We start from the raw sequence: 16,586 nt of genomic DNA, 5'->3' as shown, positions 1-16,586 counted from the left end.
GGCGAGGCCGTCAGCGGAAGTCGTAGTCCTCGTCCATGCCACTGGAGAGCCAGATTTCCTCGGCTCCGGCGAACGAGTAGTCCTCGGGATCCTCGTCGTAGTCGATCGAGTCCGGCCCCTCGATGTGATCGTCGCCGATCGTGCACCGGCAGGGGAACAGCTCCTGCGTGAGGTCACCGTTGACGATGCTGTTGACGGCGCGGTCGTGCAAAGGTCCCGTGGGCATGCCCCGATGCTACAGAGTCGGCCAACTCGCCCTCGCGGGCTGTCCCGTAAGCGACCTCCGAGTGTTGCCTGCGGCGGCCGCGGCCGGTCCGGAGGGGGCCGATGGGTCAGGATGACCTCGTGAGCGACTTCATCAGGTTCCTGCGGGAGCGGAACATGGCCGACGGCCACGCCTATGCGTACGTGGCCCAACTCTTCGGCGGCGACGCCCTCTTGGACAGCCATCTGCCGATGCTCGACCTGATCGACATGCTGGCCGGGGAGTACGAGGCGATGGACCCGGCGGATGCACGTCACGAAGGGCTGACGTACGCGCTCAGGGTGCTCACGCAGTCGTACGCCGAGCACCCTGATTACCGCCGGGAGTGGCGCCCGTAGGGAGGCCGGGTTCGTTCCCCGTCCGGTGGCGGTCCGTTCAGGCCTCCTCTTCCTCCTCGTCCTCGAACTCCTCGTCCTCGTCCTCGTATTCGCCGTCGTCCTCGTCCTCTTCCTCCTCCGGGGACTCCTCGTCCTCGTACTCCTCCTCCTCTTCCTCCTCCAGCGCCTCCTCGTGGGTGCGGACCACCTCGCCGTCGCGGATTTCGCCGCGCCAGCCTTCGGCGTCCTTGTCGGTGAAGGTCACGTAGCGCTGGAAGTTCTTGAAGTCCAGGCGGAGGCGGCGGCCTTGGGCTCGCCAGATGTTGCCGGTCTTCTCGAAGAAGCCGGAGGGGTAGTACTCGACGACCAGGACGATGCGGGTGAGACTGGGCGCGAGTTCGTGGAAGCTGACGCAGCCGCGCGTGGTGCCCTTGGCGCCCTCGGAGCTCCAGACGATGCGGTCGTCGGGGATCTGCGTCTCCACGGTGGCCTTCCAGCCGCGGGTCGAAGGGCCTACCTTCACCTTCCAGTCGCTGTCGACCTCGCCGTGCTGGCTGACACTGCGGACGCCCTTGGTGAAGCCGCTGAACTCGCCGTACTCCGTCCAGTGGTCGTAGGCCTTGCGGAGCGGCACGCCCACATCGAGGACCTCGATCATGTTCATGACCTTGGTAGTCCCCGACTTGCCCTTGCCCTTCCCGTTGCCGAACACGTCCTTCGCCTTGCCGAGCAGGCTGTCCTTGAGGTTCGAGGCCTTCTCGCCGACGATCGCCTTCAGCGGTGACTCGCCCTGGAGGAGGCGGCCGCCCACTCCGGTGAGGAAGCCGCCGTTGTCGGCGGTGTCGAGCAGTTGCTCCGTCAGATCGGCCAGCCGGTCGCCGGTCTTCTCGACGAGGTGCTCCGCCTGGGCGCCGAGGTAGTCGACGAGTTCGTCGCGCAGCATGTCCAGGCCCGAGTCCGGTGCCTTGTCCTTGACGCCTTCCTTGGCAGCCATGGCCTACCTCCCCCGCCCGGCGGTCTTCTTGGCGGACGTCTTCTTCGCCGCGCTCTTCTTCGCGGGAGCCGCCTTCTTGGCCGGGGCCTTCTTCGCGGGCGCCTTCTTGGCCGCCGCCTTCTTCGGTGCCTGCTTCTTCGCGGCGGGGGCGGACTTCTTCGCCGCCTTCTTCTCCGGCGCCTTCTTGGCGGGCGCCTTCTTCGCCGGAGCCTTCTTCGCGGCGGGTGGCTTCTTGGCCGGGGCCTTCTTCGCGGGGGCCGCCTTGCGGGACGGCGCGGCCTGCTTCTTCGCGGCCGGACGGCGCCGGCGCGGCGGTTCCGGCTCTTCCGGTTCCTCCTCTTCCTCTTCTTCCTCCTCGCCGGGCTCCTCTTCCTCGGCCTCCGGCTCCTCCGGCTCTTCCGGTTCCTCCTCCTCGTCCTCCTCGGGCTCCTCTTCCTCCTCCTCGAACTCCGCCTCCTCGAACTCCTCTTCCGGCTCCTCCTCGCCGGGCTCCTCCTCGTCGTACTCCTCTTCTTCCTCCTCCTCGTCCTTCTCCCCGATGCGCCGCGTGCGCTCGTGCAGGGAGTCGGCGAGGTCGGCCAGCCGGCGGTCGGCGGTGGCGGCCAGGGCCTTGCGGCCCGCGCTCAGCAGCTCGCCGCGCACCTGCTCGTTCAGCTCGGAGACGCCCGGTACCTCGCCGAGACGTCCCAGGCCCTCGGTCAGCAACTGCTGGGGGTTGAGGCCGAAGCGGCGCCCCGCGAGATACGTCGCGAGGCCGAAGGCGAGCCGCGCCTTCTTGGTGCGCCCCAGCACATAGCCACCCGCGACCGCGGCGGCGAGAGCGATCTTGGTCGTGTCGTTCATGAAACGGTCCTCCAGAGCGGCAGGACGGGTGCCCGCTCTCCCGGCGACAGCCCCGGGCCCAGCCCGCGATCATGAGACGTAGACGTAGACATAGACGGACAGCGAACGGCGCAGACGGATGCGCGCACGCGCCGCACGTGTCCGCCGCGGTGCGCTGGTGCGGCACCGGCCGACCTTCATGCGGCATATACGCCGTTATGATGAAATTGTATGTTCGCGCGTGGATTATGGCGCCCGCTCCGAACCCGCGGAGAGATCCGATCACGGAGAGACCATGGCCGCAGCAGAAGAACCCGCCAAGCGCCGTGCCGGCGGCGGCCGCGCCTCCGGCAAGGGCAACGCCGCGTGGGCCATGCGCACCGCCGCCGAGCAGCTGCAGGAGCTGCTCGGCCGCTCCCCGGAGTCGGTTTCCGCACTGAAACCCACCGATGACGGGTGGGAAGCCGATGTCGAGGTACTCGAACTGGAGCGAGTCCCCGAGACCACCAGTGTGATGGCCACATACCGGGTCACCCTCGACAAGGAGGGCGACCTCATGGCGTACGAGAGGACCCGCCGCTACACCCGAGGACAGATCGACCGGCGAGGCTGAGGCGAGGCGCCCGGGCGGCCGGTGAAGGGAGAGGCGCCATGAGCCTGGTGCCACAAGGCGGAGGACCGGTCGCCCAGGGCGGCGGCGGTGGCGGAAACCTCTACGACGTCCTGGAGCTCATCCTCGACCGGGGACTCGTCATCGACGTGTTCGTCCGGGTGTCCCTGGTCGGGATCGAGATTCTGAAGATCGACGCCCGCGTGGTCGTGGCCAGCGTCGACACGTATCTGCGGTTCGCGGAGGCATGCAACCGGCTCGACCTCGAATCCGGCCGGAAGGCCCCCGCCCAGCTGACCGACATCGTCGGGGACTCGATGGAGAGCGGCGCCCAGGGCAAGTCCAAGGGCGCGATCACCGGTGCCGTCGAGGCGGTCACCGACTCCTTGAAGGGCACGGCCGGCGGTGACGAGGACGAGGAGGAAGAGGAGGAGCCCGTGGAGAGGAAGCGGCGCCCGGCCCGGCGGTCCTCCCGGCGGGAGCGGAGTTCGGCCCGCGAGAAGGAATGAGCCATGGCCGTATACATCTACTCCGTCACCGGAAAACAGCACCCGCTGCGGCTCGACGGGCTGCGCGGCGTCGGCGAGGACCCGTCCGGCCTGCGCGCCGTGACCGCGGGCGCGCTGTGTGCCGTCGTCAGCGACGCGCCCGAGAACCTGCGCCCCAAGCGGCGTGACATCGGCGCGCACCAGGAGGTGCAGGAACGCCTCATGGCCGACGGCACCGTACTGCCGCTGCGCTTCGGGCTGGTCGCGGAGGACGACGACGCTGTACGGGCCGCCCTTGAGGAGCGCGCCGACGAATACACCGAGCGGCTGCGGGCACTCGAAGGGTGCTCCGAATATCACCTGAAGGCGACGCAGGACGAGGACAGCCTGCTGCGGCTGATCCTCGAGGAGTCGAGCGAGGCCCGGGAGCTGAACGACGCGATCCGCGCCGGTACGGCCGATGTCGGCGCGCCCGTGCGGCTGGGCGAGATGGTCGCGCGGGAGGTGCAGGCGCGGCAGGAGGCGCTGGCCACCGGAGTGGTCGAGGCGCTGCGCCCGTTCGCGCGGGACGTGGACTCCACCCAGCCGACCGGCGAGGACTTCCTCAGCGTGTCCTTCCTGGTGCCCGAAGATCAGGAAGAGGCCTTCCTGACCACCGAGTTGAGCGTCGCGCATCAGCTGGGCGACGACCTCGACCTGCGGCTGCACGGCCCCCTTCCCCCTTACAGCTTCGTATGAGGACAGCCCCATGGGTCTCTTCACACAGCTCGCGACCCTGCCGCTCGCGCCGGTGCGCGGTGTCGGCTGGGTGATGGAGCGCGTCCTGGAGGCGGCGGAGAACGAGTACTACGACCCGACGCCCGTCAAGCGTGAACTCGCCGACCTGGAACGGCGGCTGGTCGCCGGGGAGATCGACGAGGAGACCTTCGACCGGCGCGAGGACGAACTCCTGGACCGGCTGGAGGAGATCCGCGCCCACCGGCAGGCCGGACAGGCCTGACCCGGCACCCGGCACCCGGGGCTCCCGCACCCGGCACCCGGCACCGACGGAACACGAGGCATCACCGTGACCGACCCCATGGCCAGCCGGCTCGGCTCCTACCCCTCGCGGGCGGCGCCGCCGTACGGGCAGGGCTCCTCCGCCAACCTCGCCGACATCCTGGAACGGGTGCTCGACAAGGGCATCGTCATCGCGGGCGACATCCAGATCAATCTGCTCGACATCGAACTGCTCACGATCAAACTCCGGCTGCTCGTCGCCTCCGTCGACAAGGCGAAGGAGATGGGCATCGACTGGTGGGAGCACGATCCCGCGCTGTCCTCGCGCAGCCGGGGCGAGGGACAGCGCTCGCTGGCCGAGGAGAACCGGCGGCTGCGCGAGGAGATCGACGTGCTGCGGCAGGAGCGCGAACTCGCCGGGACCGGTGAGACGGTCGCGGTCGGCGAACTCGTCGAGGCCGACGAGCCGGCCGACGACGAAGCCGACGAGGAGGAACCGGCCGACATCGAAGAGCCGGAGGAGGCCGAGGAGCCGGCCGAGCCCGAGGAGCCGGCCGAGCCCGAGGAGAAACCGCGTCCGAAGAGGTCACGCTCGCGGACGGAACGTTCCCGCACCGAACGCTCGCGCGCGGAGCGACCGCGTACGACCCGTACCCGCCGGCGGACCCGCGATGAGTGACCTCCTCACCTACGCGTACGCCGTGGCCCGCGCCGCCGACGGTCTGGACGAGACCGCCGCCGCGCTCGACGGGGTGGCCGGGGCTCCCGTACGGCTGCTGACCTGCGCCCACGACGACACACTGCGGCTCGTGACCGGGCGGGTGCCCGCCGAGGACTTCCGCGAGGACGCCCTCGCCCGGCATCTGGAGGACCTGGACTGGCTGGAGGCCGTCGCCCGCGCCCACCACCGGGTGATCGAGACCCTGGGCGCCCGTACGACCGTACTGCCGCTGCGCCTGGCGACCGTGTACCTGGACGACGCGCGGGCGCGGGACGTCCTCGACGAGGGACGGGAGCTGTTCGCGTCCCGGCTCGGTCTGCTGGCCGGGCACGTCGAGTGGGGCGTGAAGGTCTACGCCGACCCCGCGTCGGCCGCGCCCGAACCCGAGGACGGACAGGCGGCGGAGCTGAGCCCCGGCCGCTCGTACCTGCGCGGACGCAGACGGCAGCAGACCCACCGCGACAGCGTGCACCGGGCCGCGCACCAGGCCGCGGCCGCGGTCGAGACGGCCGGGCGGCGGTACGCCGTCGAGCGGGCCCGGCACCGGGTGCAGCAGGGCGCCCTGGCGGGCGGGGCGGGCGAGAACGTCGTCAACGACGCCTATCTCGTGGCGCGCGAGGACTCCGAGGAGTTCCGCGCCGAGGCGGGGCGCGCCGCCGAGGGGCTGCCGGGTGTGCGGGTGGAGGTCACGGGGCCCTGGGTGCCGTACTCCTTCGCCATGCCCGCCGGGCACGAGGACGCGTCGGCGGGTGCGGTGCCGTGAGCGCGTCATCCGTACCGTCGCCGTCGCCGTCGCCGTCGCCGTTTTCGTCTTCGTCCTCGGGCGATCCGCCGGCGCAGCGGCAGGTCGCGCTCATCGACCTGCTGGACCGGCTGCTGAGCGGCGGGGTCGTCATCACCGGGGACGTGGTGCTGTCCATCGCCGACATCGACCTGGTGCGGGTGTCGCTGCGGGCGCTGATCGTGTCCATCGGGGAGGGCAGCCCGTCGCCGTTCGCGCTGCCGGCGGGGCCGGGGGACGAGCATGGCGGCTGAGGAGACGGGCGGCGCCGAAGGGCGTTCCGGCGAGGCCGCCCGGGACCGGTTCGCCGAGGTGGCCGAGGCCGCCGCGCGTGCCTTCCGGCTGCTGCCCGCCGCACCCGGCGACCTGCCCCCCTCCGGCGGCCGGGACCCCGCACCGGCGCGCCGGATCAGCTCCGACCCCGACACCGTCGAGCGGGACCTCGTCCGGCTGGTCCTCACCCTGGTCGAACTGCTGCGCCAGCTCATGGAGCGGCAGGCGCTGCACCGCGTCGACCAGGGGGACCTCACCGAGGAGCAGGAGGAGCGGCTCGGGGCCACGCTGATGATCCTGCACGACCGGATGAACGGCCTGTGCGCGCGGTACGGGCTCACCATGGAGGACCTCAACCTCGACCTCGGCCCGCTGGGGCCGCTGCTGCCGCCGGGCGACTGAGCCCCTGTTGACGTCCCGGTGTGCGGGTACTCGGCGGGCGTGCCGCGCCCGGGCGTCCCGGTGCGCGCGGCGCGGGGAAGAGGTGAGGACATGGCGGTTCCCCGGTACACCATGCCCCATGGCCTGTCGGCCCTGGTGACCGGCTCGTCCCGGGGACTCGGGCTGCTGATGGCCGAGTGCCTGGTCCGGCGGGGCTGCCGGGTCACCCTGCTCGCCCGGGACACCGACGAACTGGTGCGGGCCGCGCACTGGATGCGGGAGCGGACCGGGCGCCGGGTGGGTCTCGTCCCGTGCGACGTACGGGACCCGGACGCGGTGGCGGACGCGCTGCGGAGAACGGCCGAGGCGTCCGGCGGGCTCGACGTGGTGATCGCCAACGCCGGTGTCATCCAGGTCGCCCCCGCCGAGATCGCCGGGAACCGGGCCTTCCGCGACGCCTCCGCCACCATCTTCGAGGGCGCCCTGAACACGTCCCTGGCCGCCCTTCCGTATCTGCGCCGCAGTCCGGTCGGCGGCCGGCTCGGGCTCGTCGGCTCGGTCGGCGGGCTGCTGTCGGTGCCGCACATGGTGCCGTACTCGTGCGCCAAGGCGGCCGTACGCGCGCTGGGCGAGGGGCTGCGCGCCGAGACGGCGGGCAGCGCGGTGAGCGTGACGACCGTGCACCCCGGGCTGATGCGCACCGGCTCGCACCTCCAGGCGGAGTTCGGCGGCCGGGCGGAGGCGGAATACGCCTGGTTCTCCGCCCTCGCCGGCGCGCCCCTGCTGTCCATGGACGCGGAGCGGGCGGCGCGGCGGATCGTACGGGCCGTCGAGCGCCGCCGCCCCCGGCTGGTGCTCACCCCCGCCGCCCGCCTCGCCTCCCTCGCGCACGGAGTGGCGCCCGACCTCACGACCCGGGCGAGCGGCCTCGCGGCCCGCGTGCTGCCCGCGGCGCCGGTGGACGCGGGGGCCGCCGCGCGCGGGACGATGTGGCAGGGGCACGTGCTGCGGGTCCGGCGCGGTCCCGTGTGGGCGCGGGCGGCGCGGGCCGCCGGGAGCGCGCTAAACGACCGGGCGGCACGGAGGTACAACCAGGGGCGCCCGGGGCCGCCGACGAGTGCGTGAAGGGTGCTCTGCTTGGTTGAGGGGTGTTCTGCGGGTCCCTACGGCGCGAGCGACGACCAGAAGCCCGTCAGCGCCTCGATCACCGCCGCCGGGCGCCGCACGTTGGGGGAGTGGCCGCCCTCCGGGATCTCCGTGAACGGTGCGCCGAGGGCGTCCGCCATGGCCGCCGCCTCCCGCTCCGACCAGGTGTCGTCCGGGGTGCCGAAGACGACGGAGAGCGGAACTCCCTTGTCCTTGAGGCCGGTTGTGCGGTCGGGCTCGGTCAGCAGCTGCCGTGCCGCGAGCCGCAGGGCCTCGGGTTCGTTGCGCGCCCAGCGCTCGGAGAGGAACGCCAGCACGTCCGCGGGGATGCCGTCCTCGGCGGGGCGCAGATACGGCCACAGGTCGGGTACGGCCATGCTGCCGAGCGCGTCGAGCAGCAGCTCAAGGCGTTCCCGCGTGGGCGTCCCGACCTCGGCCGGGCCGAAGTTCATCAGCGTGAGCGAGACCCAGGTCGCCTCGGGGGCGGTGCTGTTGAGTACGGCCAGGCGGGACACCAGGCCGCCGTAGGAGTGCCCCACCAGATGCACCGGACCGGCGTCGAGGGCTTCGGCGAGTGCCGTCGCGTCCGCGGCGGCGGAGTCACTGTCGTAGGCCGGGGCGGCGGACGCCGGACCCGTCTCGTACTGCCCGCGCTGGTCCACGGCGTACACCGCGTACCCCGCCTCGCTCAGCCCCGGCAGCAACGGCAGGAAGTCCTCCTTGCTGCCGTTGAACCCCGGCACGAGCAGCGCGGTGCCCCGCCGAGCGGCCCCGTCCGGCACGGCGGCGAGCGCGGCGAAAGCACCCCGCCCGGTCTCCAGCCGGACTCCCTGGACGCCGGGCGGGCGGGCGATGGTGAGGACTTGGCTCATGGGGCGATGCTACGTAAGCCTCCGGCGGTGGGCGTCATGAGTGTGCCCCTCGGTGTCCTCCGTGGGCTGTGGGCCGCTCACGCCGTCGCCGCGAAGCCGCCGATGGGGAAAGCGGTCATCGGGTGTGAACGCCCTCTTGACGTTGCGCCGGGGCGCCCCGACACTCGCCATAGGGAAGCCTAGTGAACAGGTAGGGAAACATGGTGCGCCTGGTGACGGTCTCCGGCCCGGTGGGCCGCGGGGCGTCGTGCGTGCCGCTCCGGATCGTCGACTCCCCCCTGCTCACCTCCCGTCGGCACATCGACCTCCTGCGCGTCTCCAGCGCTGTCAGCCGGGTCTGAGGCCTTTTCAGTCGGGGCGACGACGCCCCCACCGACGCCGTTTCCGCCGTCGCGCGCATTCTCCGCGTGCCCGTCCACCCAGGGGAGACGTATGTCCATCACTCCGCTTTCCGCCACCCCGTTCGCCGCCGTCACCTCCGCGCACCGCACCCCCGCCGCGCCCTTCCGGGGCCGCATCGGCCGGGACACGGGCAGCGGCCACTACGCCGTCGCCCACCGCTACCGGCTCCACCTCTCCACCGCCTGCGCCGACGGCCTCCGGCTCGCCATCGGCCACAGCCTCCTCGGCCTCGGCGACGCCTGTCCGGTCACCCTGCTGCCCGCCGTCCCCGACTGTCCCGCCGGCGGCCACGCCGCGCTGCGCCCGCTGTACGAGGCGAGCGCCCACCACTACACCGGGCCCGCGCACGCCCCCGTGCTCAGCGACGACTGGTCCGGCCGCATCGTCAGCGTCCACGCCCCCGGCATCCTGCGCGACCTCGACCACCTCCCGCACCGCGGCGAGCCCCTCCACCCCACGGGCTGGGAGTCCACCATCGAGGCCGTCGAACGCCTCTGCGCCGAGGAGATCGAGCAGAACGCGCAGTACGCCGGCGCCGCCGACACCGACCCCGCCGCACGCGCCGCCGCGCTCGACGCGCTGCTGAACGCCCTGGGCCGCCTGGAGCGCTGGCTGACCGGCGAGGACTTCCTGGTCGACGGCAGGATCACGGCCGCCGACCTCCACCTCTGGGTCTGCCTGGTCCAGCTCGACACCGTGCACCGCTGCCACCTCGACGCCTCCGCCGTCCACCGCATCGCGGACCACCCGGCCCTGTGGGCGTACGCCCGCCGGCTCGCCGCCCACCCCGCCTTCGGCACCCACCTCGACCTCGACGGCATCGCCCGCCGGCACCACGGCCACTGCCAGGGTCTCGAAGCGGCCGGCGCGGCCGTCCAGATCCTGGACTGGGCCGCGCACGCCACCGCCCTCCCGCACACTCCGCGCAGGTGAGAGCGGTCCGGCAGGGTCCAACTGCCGGACAACCGTTGACATTCGAGCGGCCGAATGCCTTACTTGCCGCACAGAACGGTCATGAGCGTCAGCGCCAAGCCCTGGCTCGCTGACCGGCAACCCTCGCATCGCGGTGGGGTGCCCCAGGTGACGACCGGACCGACGACGACTTCGGTAAGCGCGAGGGGCCCCGCGGGGCCTGGACAGTGAACAGGTGACGCCATGAACGCGACCCCCAGGACGGCCGAACGCCGCTCCCACGGCCGTCGCGTGCCGGCGTACGCCGGGCTCCTCGTCGCCGACCGCGCCGTCGATCTGCTCCGGGTCAGCAGCGCGCTGTGTACGGCGCCGGGCCGCTGTCAGGGCTGACAGCCCCCTTCTCTCTCACGCTGGTTCGCGACGCACCCCGCCCAGCGGTGTGCCGTCCGCCGCGCGCCGTGTGCCGTACGCCGTCGTGACCGCCGTACGGCCCCGCGCATCCCCGGGACACCGAAATCCGCCGGAGCCGCCCTCCCATGAGCGAACCACCAGGCGTCGTCGTCACCGCCGCGCCCATATCCGACACACCGTCAAAACAACTGAGAGCACAGCGAGTTCAGCCCCTGCGCAGGCCCGGACGCTGGATCACCACCGCCGTCGTCCTCGTGCTGGTCGCCCAGATCGGGCATGGGCTCGCCACCAACCCCTTCTACCAATGGGGCCGTTTCCGCTACTGGTTCCTGCGGCCCGCCGTCCTCGACGGACTCCTCGTCACCCTTGAGGTGACCGGACTGGCCGCCGTGCTCGGGCTGTTGGGCGGTATCGTGCTCGCCCTCGGACGGCTCTCCGGGAGCCCGGTGCTGCGGGTGGTGAGCTGGACGTACGTCTGGCTGTTCCGCTCGGTGCCGCTGATCGTCGTCCTGATCTTCCTCTACAACTTCAGCGCCCTGTACCGCACTGTGAGCCTCGGCGTCCCCTTCGGGCCCGCGTTCGTCACCTTCGACGAGTCCCGGCTCGCCACCGACATGACGGTCGCCGTGATCGGGCTCGCCCTCAACGAGGCCGCCTACGCCGCCGAGGTCGTGCGCGGCGGGCTGCTCTCCGTCGACCAGGGCCAGCACGAGGCGGCCGCCGCCCTCGGCCTGCCCCGGCGCTACCAGTTCACCCGGATCGTCCTCCCGCAGGCGCTGCGGTCCATCGTGCCGAACTACGTCAACCAGCTCATCGGCCTGGTCAAGAGCACGTCCCTGGTCTTCTACGTCTCCCTGCTCGACCTCTTCGGCACCGTGCAGAGCATGGGCAGCACCTACCCCGGCGACATCGTGCCGCTGCTGCTCGTCGCCACCGTCTGGTACCTGATCCTGACCAGCGCCGTGTCCGTCGTGCAGTACTACGTCGAGCGGTACTTCGCACGCGGCGCCACCCGCGCCCTGCCCCCGACCCCGCTGCGCAGAGCCCGCACCGCCCTCGCCGGACTCCGCGCCCGGCTGCGTGAGGAGAGCGCCGTATGACCCCCGCCGCACACGACACCGCCCCCGCCGCCCAGGACACCGCCCCCGCCGCGCTGGAGATCCACGGCGTGCACAAGTGGTACGGGGCCCAACGCGTCCTCGACGGCATCGACTTGACCGTGCGGCCCGGCGAGGTCACCGTCATCCTCGGCCCCTCCGGCTCGGGCAAGTCCACGCTGCTGCGCGTCGTCAACCATCTGGAGAAGCCCGAGATCGGCCACGTCAGCGTCGGCGGCGAGCTGATCGGCGTACGGCGCGGAAGCCGGGGCCGGCTCAAGGAGCTGAGCGAGCGGGCGATCCTCGCGCAGCGCGGCCGGATCGGGTTCGTCTTCCAGAACTTCAACCTGTTCCCGCATCTGACCGCCCTCGACAACGTCGCCGCCGCGCCCGTCGCCACCGGCCGGCTCGGCAGGACCGAGGCGAGGGAACTCGCCCGCGAACTCCTCGGCCGGGTGGGGCTCGCGGACCGCGCCGGCGCCTATCCGCGCCAGTTGTCCGGAGGCCAGCAGCAGCGGGTGGCCATCGCACGGGCCCTCGCGCTGCGGCCCGGCATCATCCTCTTCGACGAGCCGACCTCCGCGCTCGACCCCGAACTCGTCGGCGAAGTCCTCGCCGTCATCAAGGACTTGGCCTTCGGCGGCACCACGCTCGTCATCGTCACCCACGAGATCGGCTTCGCCCGCGAGGTCGCCGACCGGGTCGTCTTCATCGACGACGGCCGCATCGTCGAACAGGGGCCGCCCTCCGAGGTGCTGGACAAGCCCCGGCACGAACGCACCCGCGACTTCCTGAGCAAGGTCCTCTGACCTCCCCCACGCGGTAACTCCTCTTGCGGAAACCCCTGTTGACACCAAGGACAAGGACAGCCATGCCCCGTCACCCTCTCACCCGGCGCCATGCGGTGCGCGGTACCGTCGCGGCGACCACCGCCGCCCTCCTCGCCACTCTGCTCGCCGCCTGCGGTGGCCGGAGCGACGCCGCGACCACGACCGACGCGCGGGGCACCGTCACCGTGGGGAAGGTGTCCAACGGCGCCGCCACCGAGACCCGGCTCAAGGTCGCCGAGGTGAAGTCGATCAGCGCCGAACTCCCCGCCGCCGTACGGAAGAACGGCACGCTGAAGGTCGCGGTCGGCGCACTGCCCGACGGCTTCCCGCCGCTCGCCTTCGTCGGCTCCGACCAGAAGACGCTGACCGGCGCCGAGCCCGACCTCGCCCGGCTGGTCGCCGCCGTGCTCGGCCTGCGGCCCGAGATCGGCAACTACACCTGGGAGAACATGTTCGTCGGCATCGACAGCGGCAAGGCCGACGTCGGCTTCGCCAACATCACCGACACCGAGGAACGCAAGCGGAAGTACGACTTCGCCTCCTACCGCAAGGACAACGTCGGCTTCGAGGTGCTGAAGAAGAGCACCTGGAACTTCGGCGGCGACTACCGCACCCTGGCCGGGAAGACGGTCGCCGTGGACAACGGCACCAACCAGGAGAAGATCCTCCTCGAATGGCGGGACAAGCTGAAGAAGGAGGGCAAGACCCTCACCGTCAAGAACTTCGCCAGCAAGAACGCCACCTACCTCGCGCTGACCGGCGGCCGCATCGACGCCTACTTCGCGGCCAACCCCGGGATCGCCTACCACGTCAAGAGGTCCGCCGGGTCGCCCTCCCCGACCCGCGGCGCGGGCACCTACTCCGGCGCGGGCGCCCGGCTCCAGGGGCTGATCGCGGCCACCACCAAGAAGGACAGCGGGCTCGTGAAGCCCATCGCGGACGCCCTGAACCATCTGATCGACTCGGGGCAGTACGCCAAGTGGCTCGCCGCCTACAACCTGACCAACGAGGCGGTCACCAAGGCCGAGATCAACCCGCCCGGACTGCCGCTGGACAACTCCTGACGTGCCACGGACACGCTGCTGACCTGCTGCGGAAAAGCGAACGGGTGATGTTCGGCGTGTCGGGAACACGTTCCGCCGACCGGGCGTTGGCCCTCATGACGGGACGCGAGGAGACACAGCCGGAGGGGGTGGGGGAGATGCCGCGAGGACTCGACCGTGTGCCGTGCCCGCGCCTGCTGAGGACCGCCCGTTCCGTCCTGCTGCACTCCCGGCCGCACATAGACCTGCAGCGGGTGGCCGGCGCGCTCTGTCGCGCCTGACCCGCACCTGCCGGACCCCGGTCCCGCCACGCGCTTCGGCGTCCACCGCGCACCACGCACCGCGCACCCGCCGCGCACGGGCCGGGGCGTCCCGTGCTCAGCCACCCGCGCCGCCCCCGCACTTCTCATGCCGCCCACGCAAGGACCCTCAAGGAAGGCGTTCCTCGTGCCCTCTGTCTCCGCATCCCCCGCTTCCCGACTGCATCTCGCCGTCGCCCTCGACGGCACCGGCTGGCATCCCGCCTCCTGGCGCGACCCGGCCGCCCGCCCCGGCGAGCTGTTCACCGCCGCGTACTGGGCCGGCCAGGTCGCCGAGGCCGAGGCCGGACTCCTCGACTTCGTCACCATCGAGGACGGCCTCGCCCCGCAGTCCGCGCACCCCCTCCGGCCCGACGACCGCACCGACCAGGTGCGCGGCAGGCTCGACGCCGTCCTCATCGCCGCGCGCGTCGCCCCCCTCACCCAGCACATAGGTCTGGTCCCGACGGTGGTGGTCACGCACACGGAGCCGTTCCACATCTCCAAGGCGATCGCCACCCTCGACTACGTCAGCACCGGCCGCGCGGGCGTCCGGGTGCGGATCAGCGCCCGCCCCGACGAGGCCGGCCACTTCGGCCGCCGGGTCTTCGACCCCCTCGACGCCTACGACACCCCCGCCGCCCAGGAGGCGGTGACGCCCCTGTTCGACGAGGCCGCCGACTACGTGGAGGTGATCCGCAGGCTCTGGGACAGCTGGGAGGACGACGCCGAGATCCGGGACACGGCCACCGGCCGCTTCATCGACCGCGAGAAGCTGCACTACATCGACTTCGAGGGCCGCCACTTCAGCGTCAAGGGTCCCTCCATCACCCCGCGTCCGCCCCAGGGGCAGCCCCTGGTCACGGCCCTGGCCCACCAGACCGTGCCCTACCGGCTGGTCGCCCGCCAGGCCGACATCGGCTACGTCACCCCGTACGACGCGGCCGACGCGCGGGGGACAGTCGCCGAGATACGCGCCGAGCAGGACGCGGCGGGGCGTGCCGGGGAGCCCCTGCACGTCTTCGGCGACCTCGTCGTCTTCCTCGGCGACACGGAGGCCGAGGCACGGGACCGGCGCGGACGCCTGGACGACCTCGCGGGCGAGCCGTACACCAGCGACGCCCGTGTCTTCACCGGGACGGCCGTCCAACTCGCCGATCTGCTGGAGGAGCTGGCCGCGAGCGGGCTCACCGGGTTCCGGCTGCGGCCCGCCGTCACCGGGCACGACCTGCCCCGGATCAGCCACGGCCTGGTGCCCGAGCTGCAACGCCGCGGCCGCTTCCGCACGGCCTACGAGGCCCGCACCCTGCGCGGTCTCCTCGGCCTGGACCGCCCCGCCAACCGTTACGCCGCCTGAGCCACCGGAGAGGAGACCCGACGCCATGAGCAAGCCCAAGAAGCAGGTGCACCTGGCCGCGCACTTCCCCGGGGTCAACAACACCACCGTGTGGAGCGACCCGGAGGCCGGCAGCCACATCGAGTTCAGCTCCTTCGCACACTTCGCCCGCACCGCCGAGCGCGCCAAGTTCGACTTCCTCTTCCTCGCGGAGGGACTGCGGCTGCGCGAACAGGGCGGCGAGATATACGACCTGGACGTGGTGGGCCGCCCCGACACCTTCACCGTCCTCGCCGCGCTCGCCGCCGTCACCGACCGGCTCGGCCTGACCGGCACCATCAACTCCACCTTCAACGAGCCGTACGAGGTGGCCCGCCAGTTCGCCTCCCTCGACCACCTCTCGGCGGGCCGCGCCGCCTGGAACGTGGTCACCTCCTGGGACGCCTTCACCGGCGAGAACTTCCGCCGGGGCGGCTTCCTGCCGCAGGAGGAGCGCTACTCCCGCGCCAAGGAGTTCCTGGCCACCGCGAACGAACTCTTCGACTCCTGGCACGGCGACGAGATCCTCGCCGACCCCGCCACCGGCGCCTTCCTCCGGGACGCCAAGGCCGGTGCCTTCACCCACCAGGGGCAGCACTTCGACATCCACGGCCGCTTCAACGTGCCCCGCTCCCCGCAGGGCCGCCCGGTGATCTTCCAGGCCGGCGACTCCGACGAGGGCCGCGAGTTCGCCGCCTCCGACGCCGACGCCATCTTCAGCCGCTACGCCACCCTGGAGGAGGGCCGCCGCTTCTACGCCGACGTCAAGGGGCGCCTCGCCAAGTACGGCCGTACGCCGGACCAGTTGCTCATCCTGCCCGCCGCGACCTTCGTGCTCGGCGACACCGACGAGGAGGCCGCCGAGCTGGCCCGCGAGGTGCGCCGGCAGCAGGTCAGCGGGGCCACCGCCCTCAAGCACCTGGAGTTCGTCTGGAACCGCGACCTGTCCGCCTACGACCCGGAGGGACCGCTGCCCGAGGTGGACCCGGTGGTGAGCGAGGAGCACATATCCCGGGGGCGGGCCCAGGTGCGGATGTACCGCGACCCGGTGGCCATCGCCCGTGAGTGGCGCGAGCTGGCCGAGACCAACGGCTGGTCCCTCCGCGACCTGGTGATCAACACCGGCAACCGGCAGACCTTCGTGGGCTCCCCGGCCACCGTCGCCCGCACCATCGACGAGTTCGTGCAGGCCGACGCCTCCGACGGCTTCATCCTCGTCCCGCACATCACCCCGGGCGGGCTCGACCCGTTCGCCGACCGGGTGGTGCCGCTGCTCCAGGAACGGGGCGTGTACCGCACCGAGTACGAGGGGACGACCCTGCGCGAACACCTGGGGCTGGCCCACCCGGACGCCGGTGCGGGGACGGAGCGGGCCGCGTCCTGAACGGGAGTGCCGTCCGGCGGTCCGCGAGGCAGGGGGTGCCGCCCTGCCGGGTTCCGGCCGTCGGACGGTGCCGACCACCTCGCTGCGAGCTTTGGGCGGCGCGGACCCACCGCGCCCCGCAGGTCCGCCGGCGCGGCGACCGGTTGGTGACACCGAAGGCCGGG

Annotated in this window: 23 protein-coding genes and 1 riboswitch; of the genes, 19 read left to right on the top strand and 4 right to left on the bottom strand. The window is 72.1% G+C overall.

Translation table 11 applies throughout. The annotated features are described in order from the left end of the window. Nucleotides 1-10: 10 nt before the first annotated feature. Complete coding sequence (locus AB0898_RS15835; RefSeq protein ID WP_366803497.1) at nucleotides 11-226, bottom strand: hypothetical protein; 216 nt, start codon at nucleotides 224-226, stop codon at nucleotides 11-13. A 119-nt stretch (nucleotides 227-345) separates the two neighbouring features. Here AB0898_RS15835 and AB0898_RS15830 point away from each other — a divergent pair, with 119 nt between their 5' ends. Then, nucleotides 346-603, top strand: coding sequence for a DUF6221 family protein (locus AB0898_RS15830; protein WP_366803496.1), 258 nt, complete (start codon nucleotides 346-348; stop codon nucleotides 601-603). Nucleotides 604-640: 37 nt separating this feature from the next. Here the strand turns inward: AB0898_RS15830 and AB0898_RS15825 are convergent, their stop codons facing one another. Then, on the bottom strand, nucleotides 641-1,576 hold the full coding sequence (locus tag AB0898_RS15825) for an SRPBCC family protein (protein WP_366803495.1): 936 nt from the start codon (nucleotides 1,574-1,576) through the stop codon (nucleotides 641-643). 3 nt (nucleotides 1,577-1,579) lie between these two features. Next, a complete protein-coding gene (locus tag AB0898_RS15820; protein WP_366803494.1) occupies nucleotides 1,580-2,419 on the bottom strand; it encodes a histone protein in 840 nt (279 codons plus the stop codon). Between the two features lie 274 nt (nucleotides 2,420-2,693). Here AB0898_RS15820 and AB0898_RS15815 point away from each other — a divergent pair, with 274 nt between their 5' ends. From AB0898_RS15815 to AB0898_RS15775, 9 genes are all read left to right on the top strand, one after another. Next, nucleotides 2,694-3,011: a gas vesicle protein gene (locus AB0898_RS15815; RefSeq protein ID WP_366803493.1), complete on the top strand. Its 318-nt coding sequence runs from the start codon at nucleotides 2,694-2,696 to the stop codon at nucleotides 3,009-3,011. 38 nt (nucleotides 3,012-3,049) lie between these two features. Continuing rightward, nucleotides 3,050-3,517, top strand: a complete 468-nt coding sequence (locus AB0898_RS15810; protein ID WP_366803492.1) for a gas vesicle structural protein GvpA — start codon at nucleotides 3,050-3,052, stop codon at nucleotides 3,515-3,517. A gap of 3 nt (nucleotides 3,518-3,520) precedes the next feature. Continuing rightward, nucleotides 3,521-4,234, top strand: coding sequence for a GvpL/GvpF family gas vesicle protein (locus tag AB0898_RS15805; protein ID WP_366803491.1), 714 nt, complete (start codon nucleotides 3,521-3,523; stop codon nucleotides 4,232-4,234). A gap of 10 nt (nucleotides 4,235-4,244) precedes the next feature. Beyond that, on the top strand, nucleotides 4,245-4,496 hold the full coding sequence (locus AB0898_RS15800; RefSeq protein WP_366803490.1) for a gas vesicle protein GvpG: 252 nt from the start codon (nucleotides 4,245-4,247) through the stop codon (nucleotides 4,494-4,496). A gap of 66 nt (nucleotides 4,497-4,562) precedes the next feature. Further along, on the top strand, nucleotides 4,563-5,174 hold the full coding sequence (locus AB0898_RS15795; protein WP_407078348.1) for a gas vesicle protein: 612 nt from the start codon (nucleotides 4,563-4,565) through the stop codon (nucleotides 5,172-5,174). After that, nucleotides 5,167-5,979, top strand: a complete 813-nt coding sequence (locus AB0898_RS15790) for a GvpL/GvpF family gas vesicle protein (RefSeq protein WP_366803489.1) — start codon at nucleotides 5,167-5,169, stop codon at nucleotides 5,977-5,979. Before AB0898_RS15795 ends, AB0898_RS15790 begins: the two co-directional genes overlap by 8 nt. Then, nucleotides 5,976-6,251 (top strand): gas vesicle protein, encoded by a 276-nt coding sequence (locus tag AB0898_RS15785; RefSeq protein WP_366803488.1) that lies wholly within the window; start codon nucleotides 5,976-5,978, stop codon nucleotides 6,249-6,251. The genes AB0898_RS15790 and AB0898_RS15785 overlap by 4 nt, the downstream gene beginning before the upstream one ends. Further along, a complete protein-coding gene (locus AB0898_RS15780) occupies nucleotides 6,241-6,672 on the top strand; it encodes a gas vesicle protein K (RefSeq protein WP_366803487.1) in 432 nt (143 codons plus the stop codon). Before AB0898_RS15785 ends, AB0898_RS15780 begins: the two co-directional genes overlap by 11 nt. Before the next feature lie 90 nt (nucleotides 6,673-6,762). Then, nucleotides 6,763-7,776, top strand: coding sequence for an SDR family NAD(P)-dependent oxidoreductase (locus AB0898_RS15775; protein ID WP_366803486.1), 1,014 nt, complete (start codon nucleotides 6,763-6,765; stop codon nucleotides 7,774-7,776). A 38-nt stretch (nucleotides 7,777-7,814) separates the two neighbouring features. On the opposite strand, the gene AB0898_RS15770 is transcribed toward AB0898_RS15775, so the two are convergent. Continuing rightward, on the bottom strand, nucleotides 7,815-8,669 hold the full coding sequence (locus tag AB0898_RS15770) for an alpha/beta hydrolase (RefSeq protein WP_366803485.1): 855 nt from the start codon (nucleotides 8,667-8,669) through the stop codon (nucleotides 7,815-7,817). Between the two features lie 200 nt (nucleotides 8,670-8,869). On the opposite strand from AB0898_RS15770, the gene AB0898_RS15765 reads away from it, so the two are divergent. The 9 genes from AB0898_RS15765 to AB0898_RS15725 all read left to right on the top strand — a co-directional run bounded on the left by AB0898_RS15765 (nucleotide 8,870) and on the right by AB0898_RS15725 (nucleotide 16,422). After that, nucleotides 8,870-9,010 carry a putative leader peptide gene (locus AB0898_RS15765; RefSeq protein WP_366803484.1) on the top strand — a complete coding sequence of 47 codons (141 nt, stop codon included), beginning with the start codon at nucleotides 8,870-8,872 and terminating at the stop codon, nucleotides 9,008-9,010. Nucleotides 9,011-9,101: 91 nt separating this feature from the next. Then, nucleotides 9,102-10,004 carry a glutathione S-transferase C-terminal domain-containing protein gene (locus tag AB0898_RS15760; RefSeq protein WP_366803483.1) on the top strand — a complete coding sequence of 301 codons (903 nt, stop codon included), beginning with the start codon at nucleotides 9,102-9,104 and terminating at the stop codon, nucleotides 10,002-10,004. A gap of 77 nt (nucleotides 10,005-10,081) precedes the next feature. Beyond that, a riboswitch (SAM riboswitch) is annotated at nucleotides 10,082-10,191 on the top strand. A 35-nt stretch (nucleotides 10,192-10,226) separates the two neighbouring features. After that, entirely contained in the window at nucleotides 10,227-10,373 is a 147-nt protein-coding gene (locus AB0898_RS15755) for a hypothetical protein (protein ID WP_366803482.1), read from the top strand. A 146-nt stretch (nucleotides 10,374-10,519) separates the two neighbouring features. Continuing rightward, a complete protein-coding gene (locus AB0898_RS15750; RefSeq protein ID WP_366803481.1) occupies nucleotides 10,520-11,494 on the top strand; it encodes an amino acid ABC transporter permease in 975 nt (324 codons plus the stop codon). After that, complete coding sequence (locus AB0898_RS15745; RefSeq protein WP_366803480.1) at nucleotides 11,491-12,300, top strand: amino acid ABC transporter ATP-binding protein; 810 nt, start codon at nucleotides 11,491-11,493, stop codon at nucleotides 12,298-12,300. The genes AB0898_RS15750 and AB0898_RS15745 overlap by 4 nt, the downstream gene beginning before the upstream one ends. A gap of 62 nt (nucleotides 12,301-12,362) precedes the next feature. Next, on the top strand, nucleotides 12,363-13,385 hold the full coding sequence (locus AB0898_RS15740) for an ABC transporter substrate-binding protein (RefSeq protein ID WP_366803479.1): 1,023 nt from the start codon (nucleotides 12,363-12,365) through the stop codon (nucleotides 13,383-13,385). A gap of 47 nt (nucleotides 13,386-13,432) precedes the next feature. Continuing rightward, nucleotides 13,433-13,645, top strand: coding sequence for a putative leader peptide (locus AB0898_RS15735; protein ID WP_366803478.1), 213 nt, complete (start codon nucleotides 13,433-13,435; stop codon nucleotides 13,643-13,645). 127 nt (nucleotides 13,646-13,772) lie between these two features. Further along, nucleotides 13,773-15,020 carry an LLM class flavin-dependent oxidoreductase gene (locus AB0898_RS15730; RefSeq protein ID WP_407078347.1) on the top strand — a complete coding sequence of 416 codons (1,248 nt, stop codon included), beginning with the start codon at nucleotides 13,773-13,775 and terminating at the stop codon, nucleotides 15,018-15,020. A 25-nt stretch (nucleotides 15,021-15,045) separates the two neighbouring features. After that, a complete protein-coding gene (locus tag AB0898_RS15725; RefSeq protein WP_366803476.1) occupies nucleotides 15,046-16,422 on the top strand; it encodes an NtaA/DmoA family FMN-dependent monooxygenase in 1,377 nt (458 codons plus the stop codon). Nucleotides 16,423-16,586 lie beyond the last annotated feature (164 nt).

Origin of the sequence: Streptomyces sp. NPDC005435, assembly GCF_040703155.1 — a bacterium.
Classification (GTDB): Bacteria; Actinomycetota; Actinomycetes; order Streptomycetales; family Streptomycetaceae; genus Streptomyces.
This window is presented reverse-complemented; position numbering and strand designations above follow the sequence as displayed.

What these genes read in the sequence shown, in the direction of transcription:
- AB0898_RS15835 (WP_366803497.1), bottom strand. Translation starts at nt 226, where the DNA reads ATGCCCACGGGACCTTTGCACGACCGCGCCGTCAACAGCATCGTCAAC.
- AB0898_RS15825 (WP_366803495.1), bottom strand. Translation starts at nt 1,576, where the DNA reads ATGGCTGCCAAGGAAGGCGTCAAGGACAAGGCACCGGACTCGGGCCTG.
- AB0898_RS15820 (WP_366803494.1), bottom strand. Translation starts at nt 2,419, where the DNA reads ATGAACGACACGACCAAGATCGCTCTCGCCGCCGCGGTCGCGGGTGGC.
- AB0898_RS15815 (WP_366803493.1), top strand. Translation starts at nt 2,694, where the DNA reads ATGGCCGCAGCAGAAGAACCCGCCAAGCGCCGTGCCGGCGGCGGCCGC.
- AB0898_RS15810 (WP_366803492.1), top strand. Translation starts at nt 3,050, where the DNA reads ATGAGCCTGGTGCCACAAGGCGGAGGACCGGTCGCCCAGGGCGGCGGC.
- AB0898_RS15805 (WP_366803491.1), top strand. Translation starts at nt 3,521, where the DNA reads ATGGCCGTATACATCTACTCCGTCACCGGAAAACAGCACCCGCTGCGG.
- AB0898_RS15800 (WP_366803490.1), top strand. Translation starts at nt 4,245, where the DNA reads ATGGGTCTCTTCACACAGCTCGCGACCCTGCCGCTCGCGCCGGTGCGC.
- AB0898_RS15790 (WP_366803489.1), top strand. Translation starts at nt 5,167, where the DNA reads ATGAGTGACCTCCTCACCTACGCGTACGCCGTGGCCCGCGCCGCCGAC.
- AB0898_RS15780 (WP_366803487.1), top strand. Translation starts at nt 6,241, where the DNA reads ATGGCGGCTGAGGAGACGGGCGGCGCCGAAGGGCGTTCCGGCGAGGCC.
- AB0898_RS15775 (WP_366803486.1), top strand. Translation starts at nt 6,763, where the DNA reads ATGGCGGTTCCCCGGTACACCATGCCCCATGGCCTGTCGGCCCTGGTG.
- AB0898_RS15770 (WP_366803485.1), bottom strand. Translation starts at nt 8,669, where the DNA reads ATGAGCCAAGTCCTCACCATCGCCCGCCCGCCCGGCGTCCAGGGAGTC.
- AB0898_RS15765 (WP_366803484.1), top strand. Translation starts at nt 8,870, where the DNA reads ATGGTGCGCCTGGTGACGGTCTCCGGCCCGGTGGGCCGCGGGGCGTCG.
- AB0898_RS15760 (WP_366803483.1), top strand. Translation starts at nt 9,102, where the DNA reads ATGTCCATCACTCCGCTTTCCGCCACCCCGTTCGCCGCCGTCACCTCC.
- AB0898_RS15755 (WP_366803482.1), top strand. Translation starts at nt 10,227, where the DNA reads ATGAACGCGACCCCCAGGACGGCCGAACGCCGCTCCCACGGCCGTCGC.
- AB0898_RS15750 (WP_366803481.1), top strand. Translation starts at nt 10,520, where the DNA reads ATGAGCGAACCACCAGGCGTCGTCGTCACCGCCGCGCCCATATCCGAC.
- AB0898_RS15745 (WP_366803480.1), top strand. Translation starts at nt 11,491, where the DNA reads ATGACCCCCGCCGCACACGACACCGCCCCCGCCGCCCAGGACACCGCC.
- AB0898_RS15740 (WP_366803479.1), top strand. Translation starts at nt 12,363, where the DNA reads ATGCCCCGTCACCCTCTCACCCGGCGCCATGCGGTGCGCGGTACCGTC.
- AB0898_RS15735 (WP_366803478.1), top strand. Translation starts at nt 13,433, where the DNA reads ATGTTCGGCGTGTCGGGAACACGTTCCGCCGACCGGGCGTTGGCCCTC.
- AB0898_RS15730 (WP_407078347.1), top strand. Translation starts at nt 13,773, where the DNA reads ATGCCGCCCACGCAAGGACCCTCAAGGAAGGCGTTCCTCGTGCCCTCT.
- AB0898_RS15725 (WP_366803476.1), top strand. Translation starts at nt 15,046, where the DNA reads ATGAGCAAGCCCAAGAAGCAGGTGCACCTGGCCGCGCACTTCCCCGGG.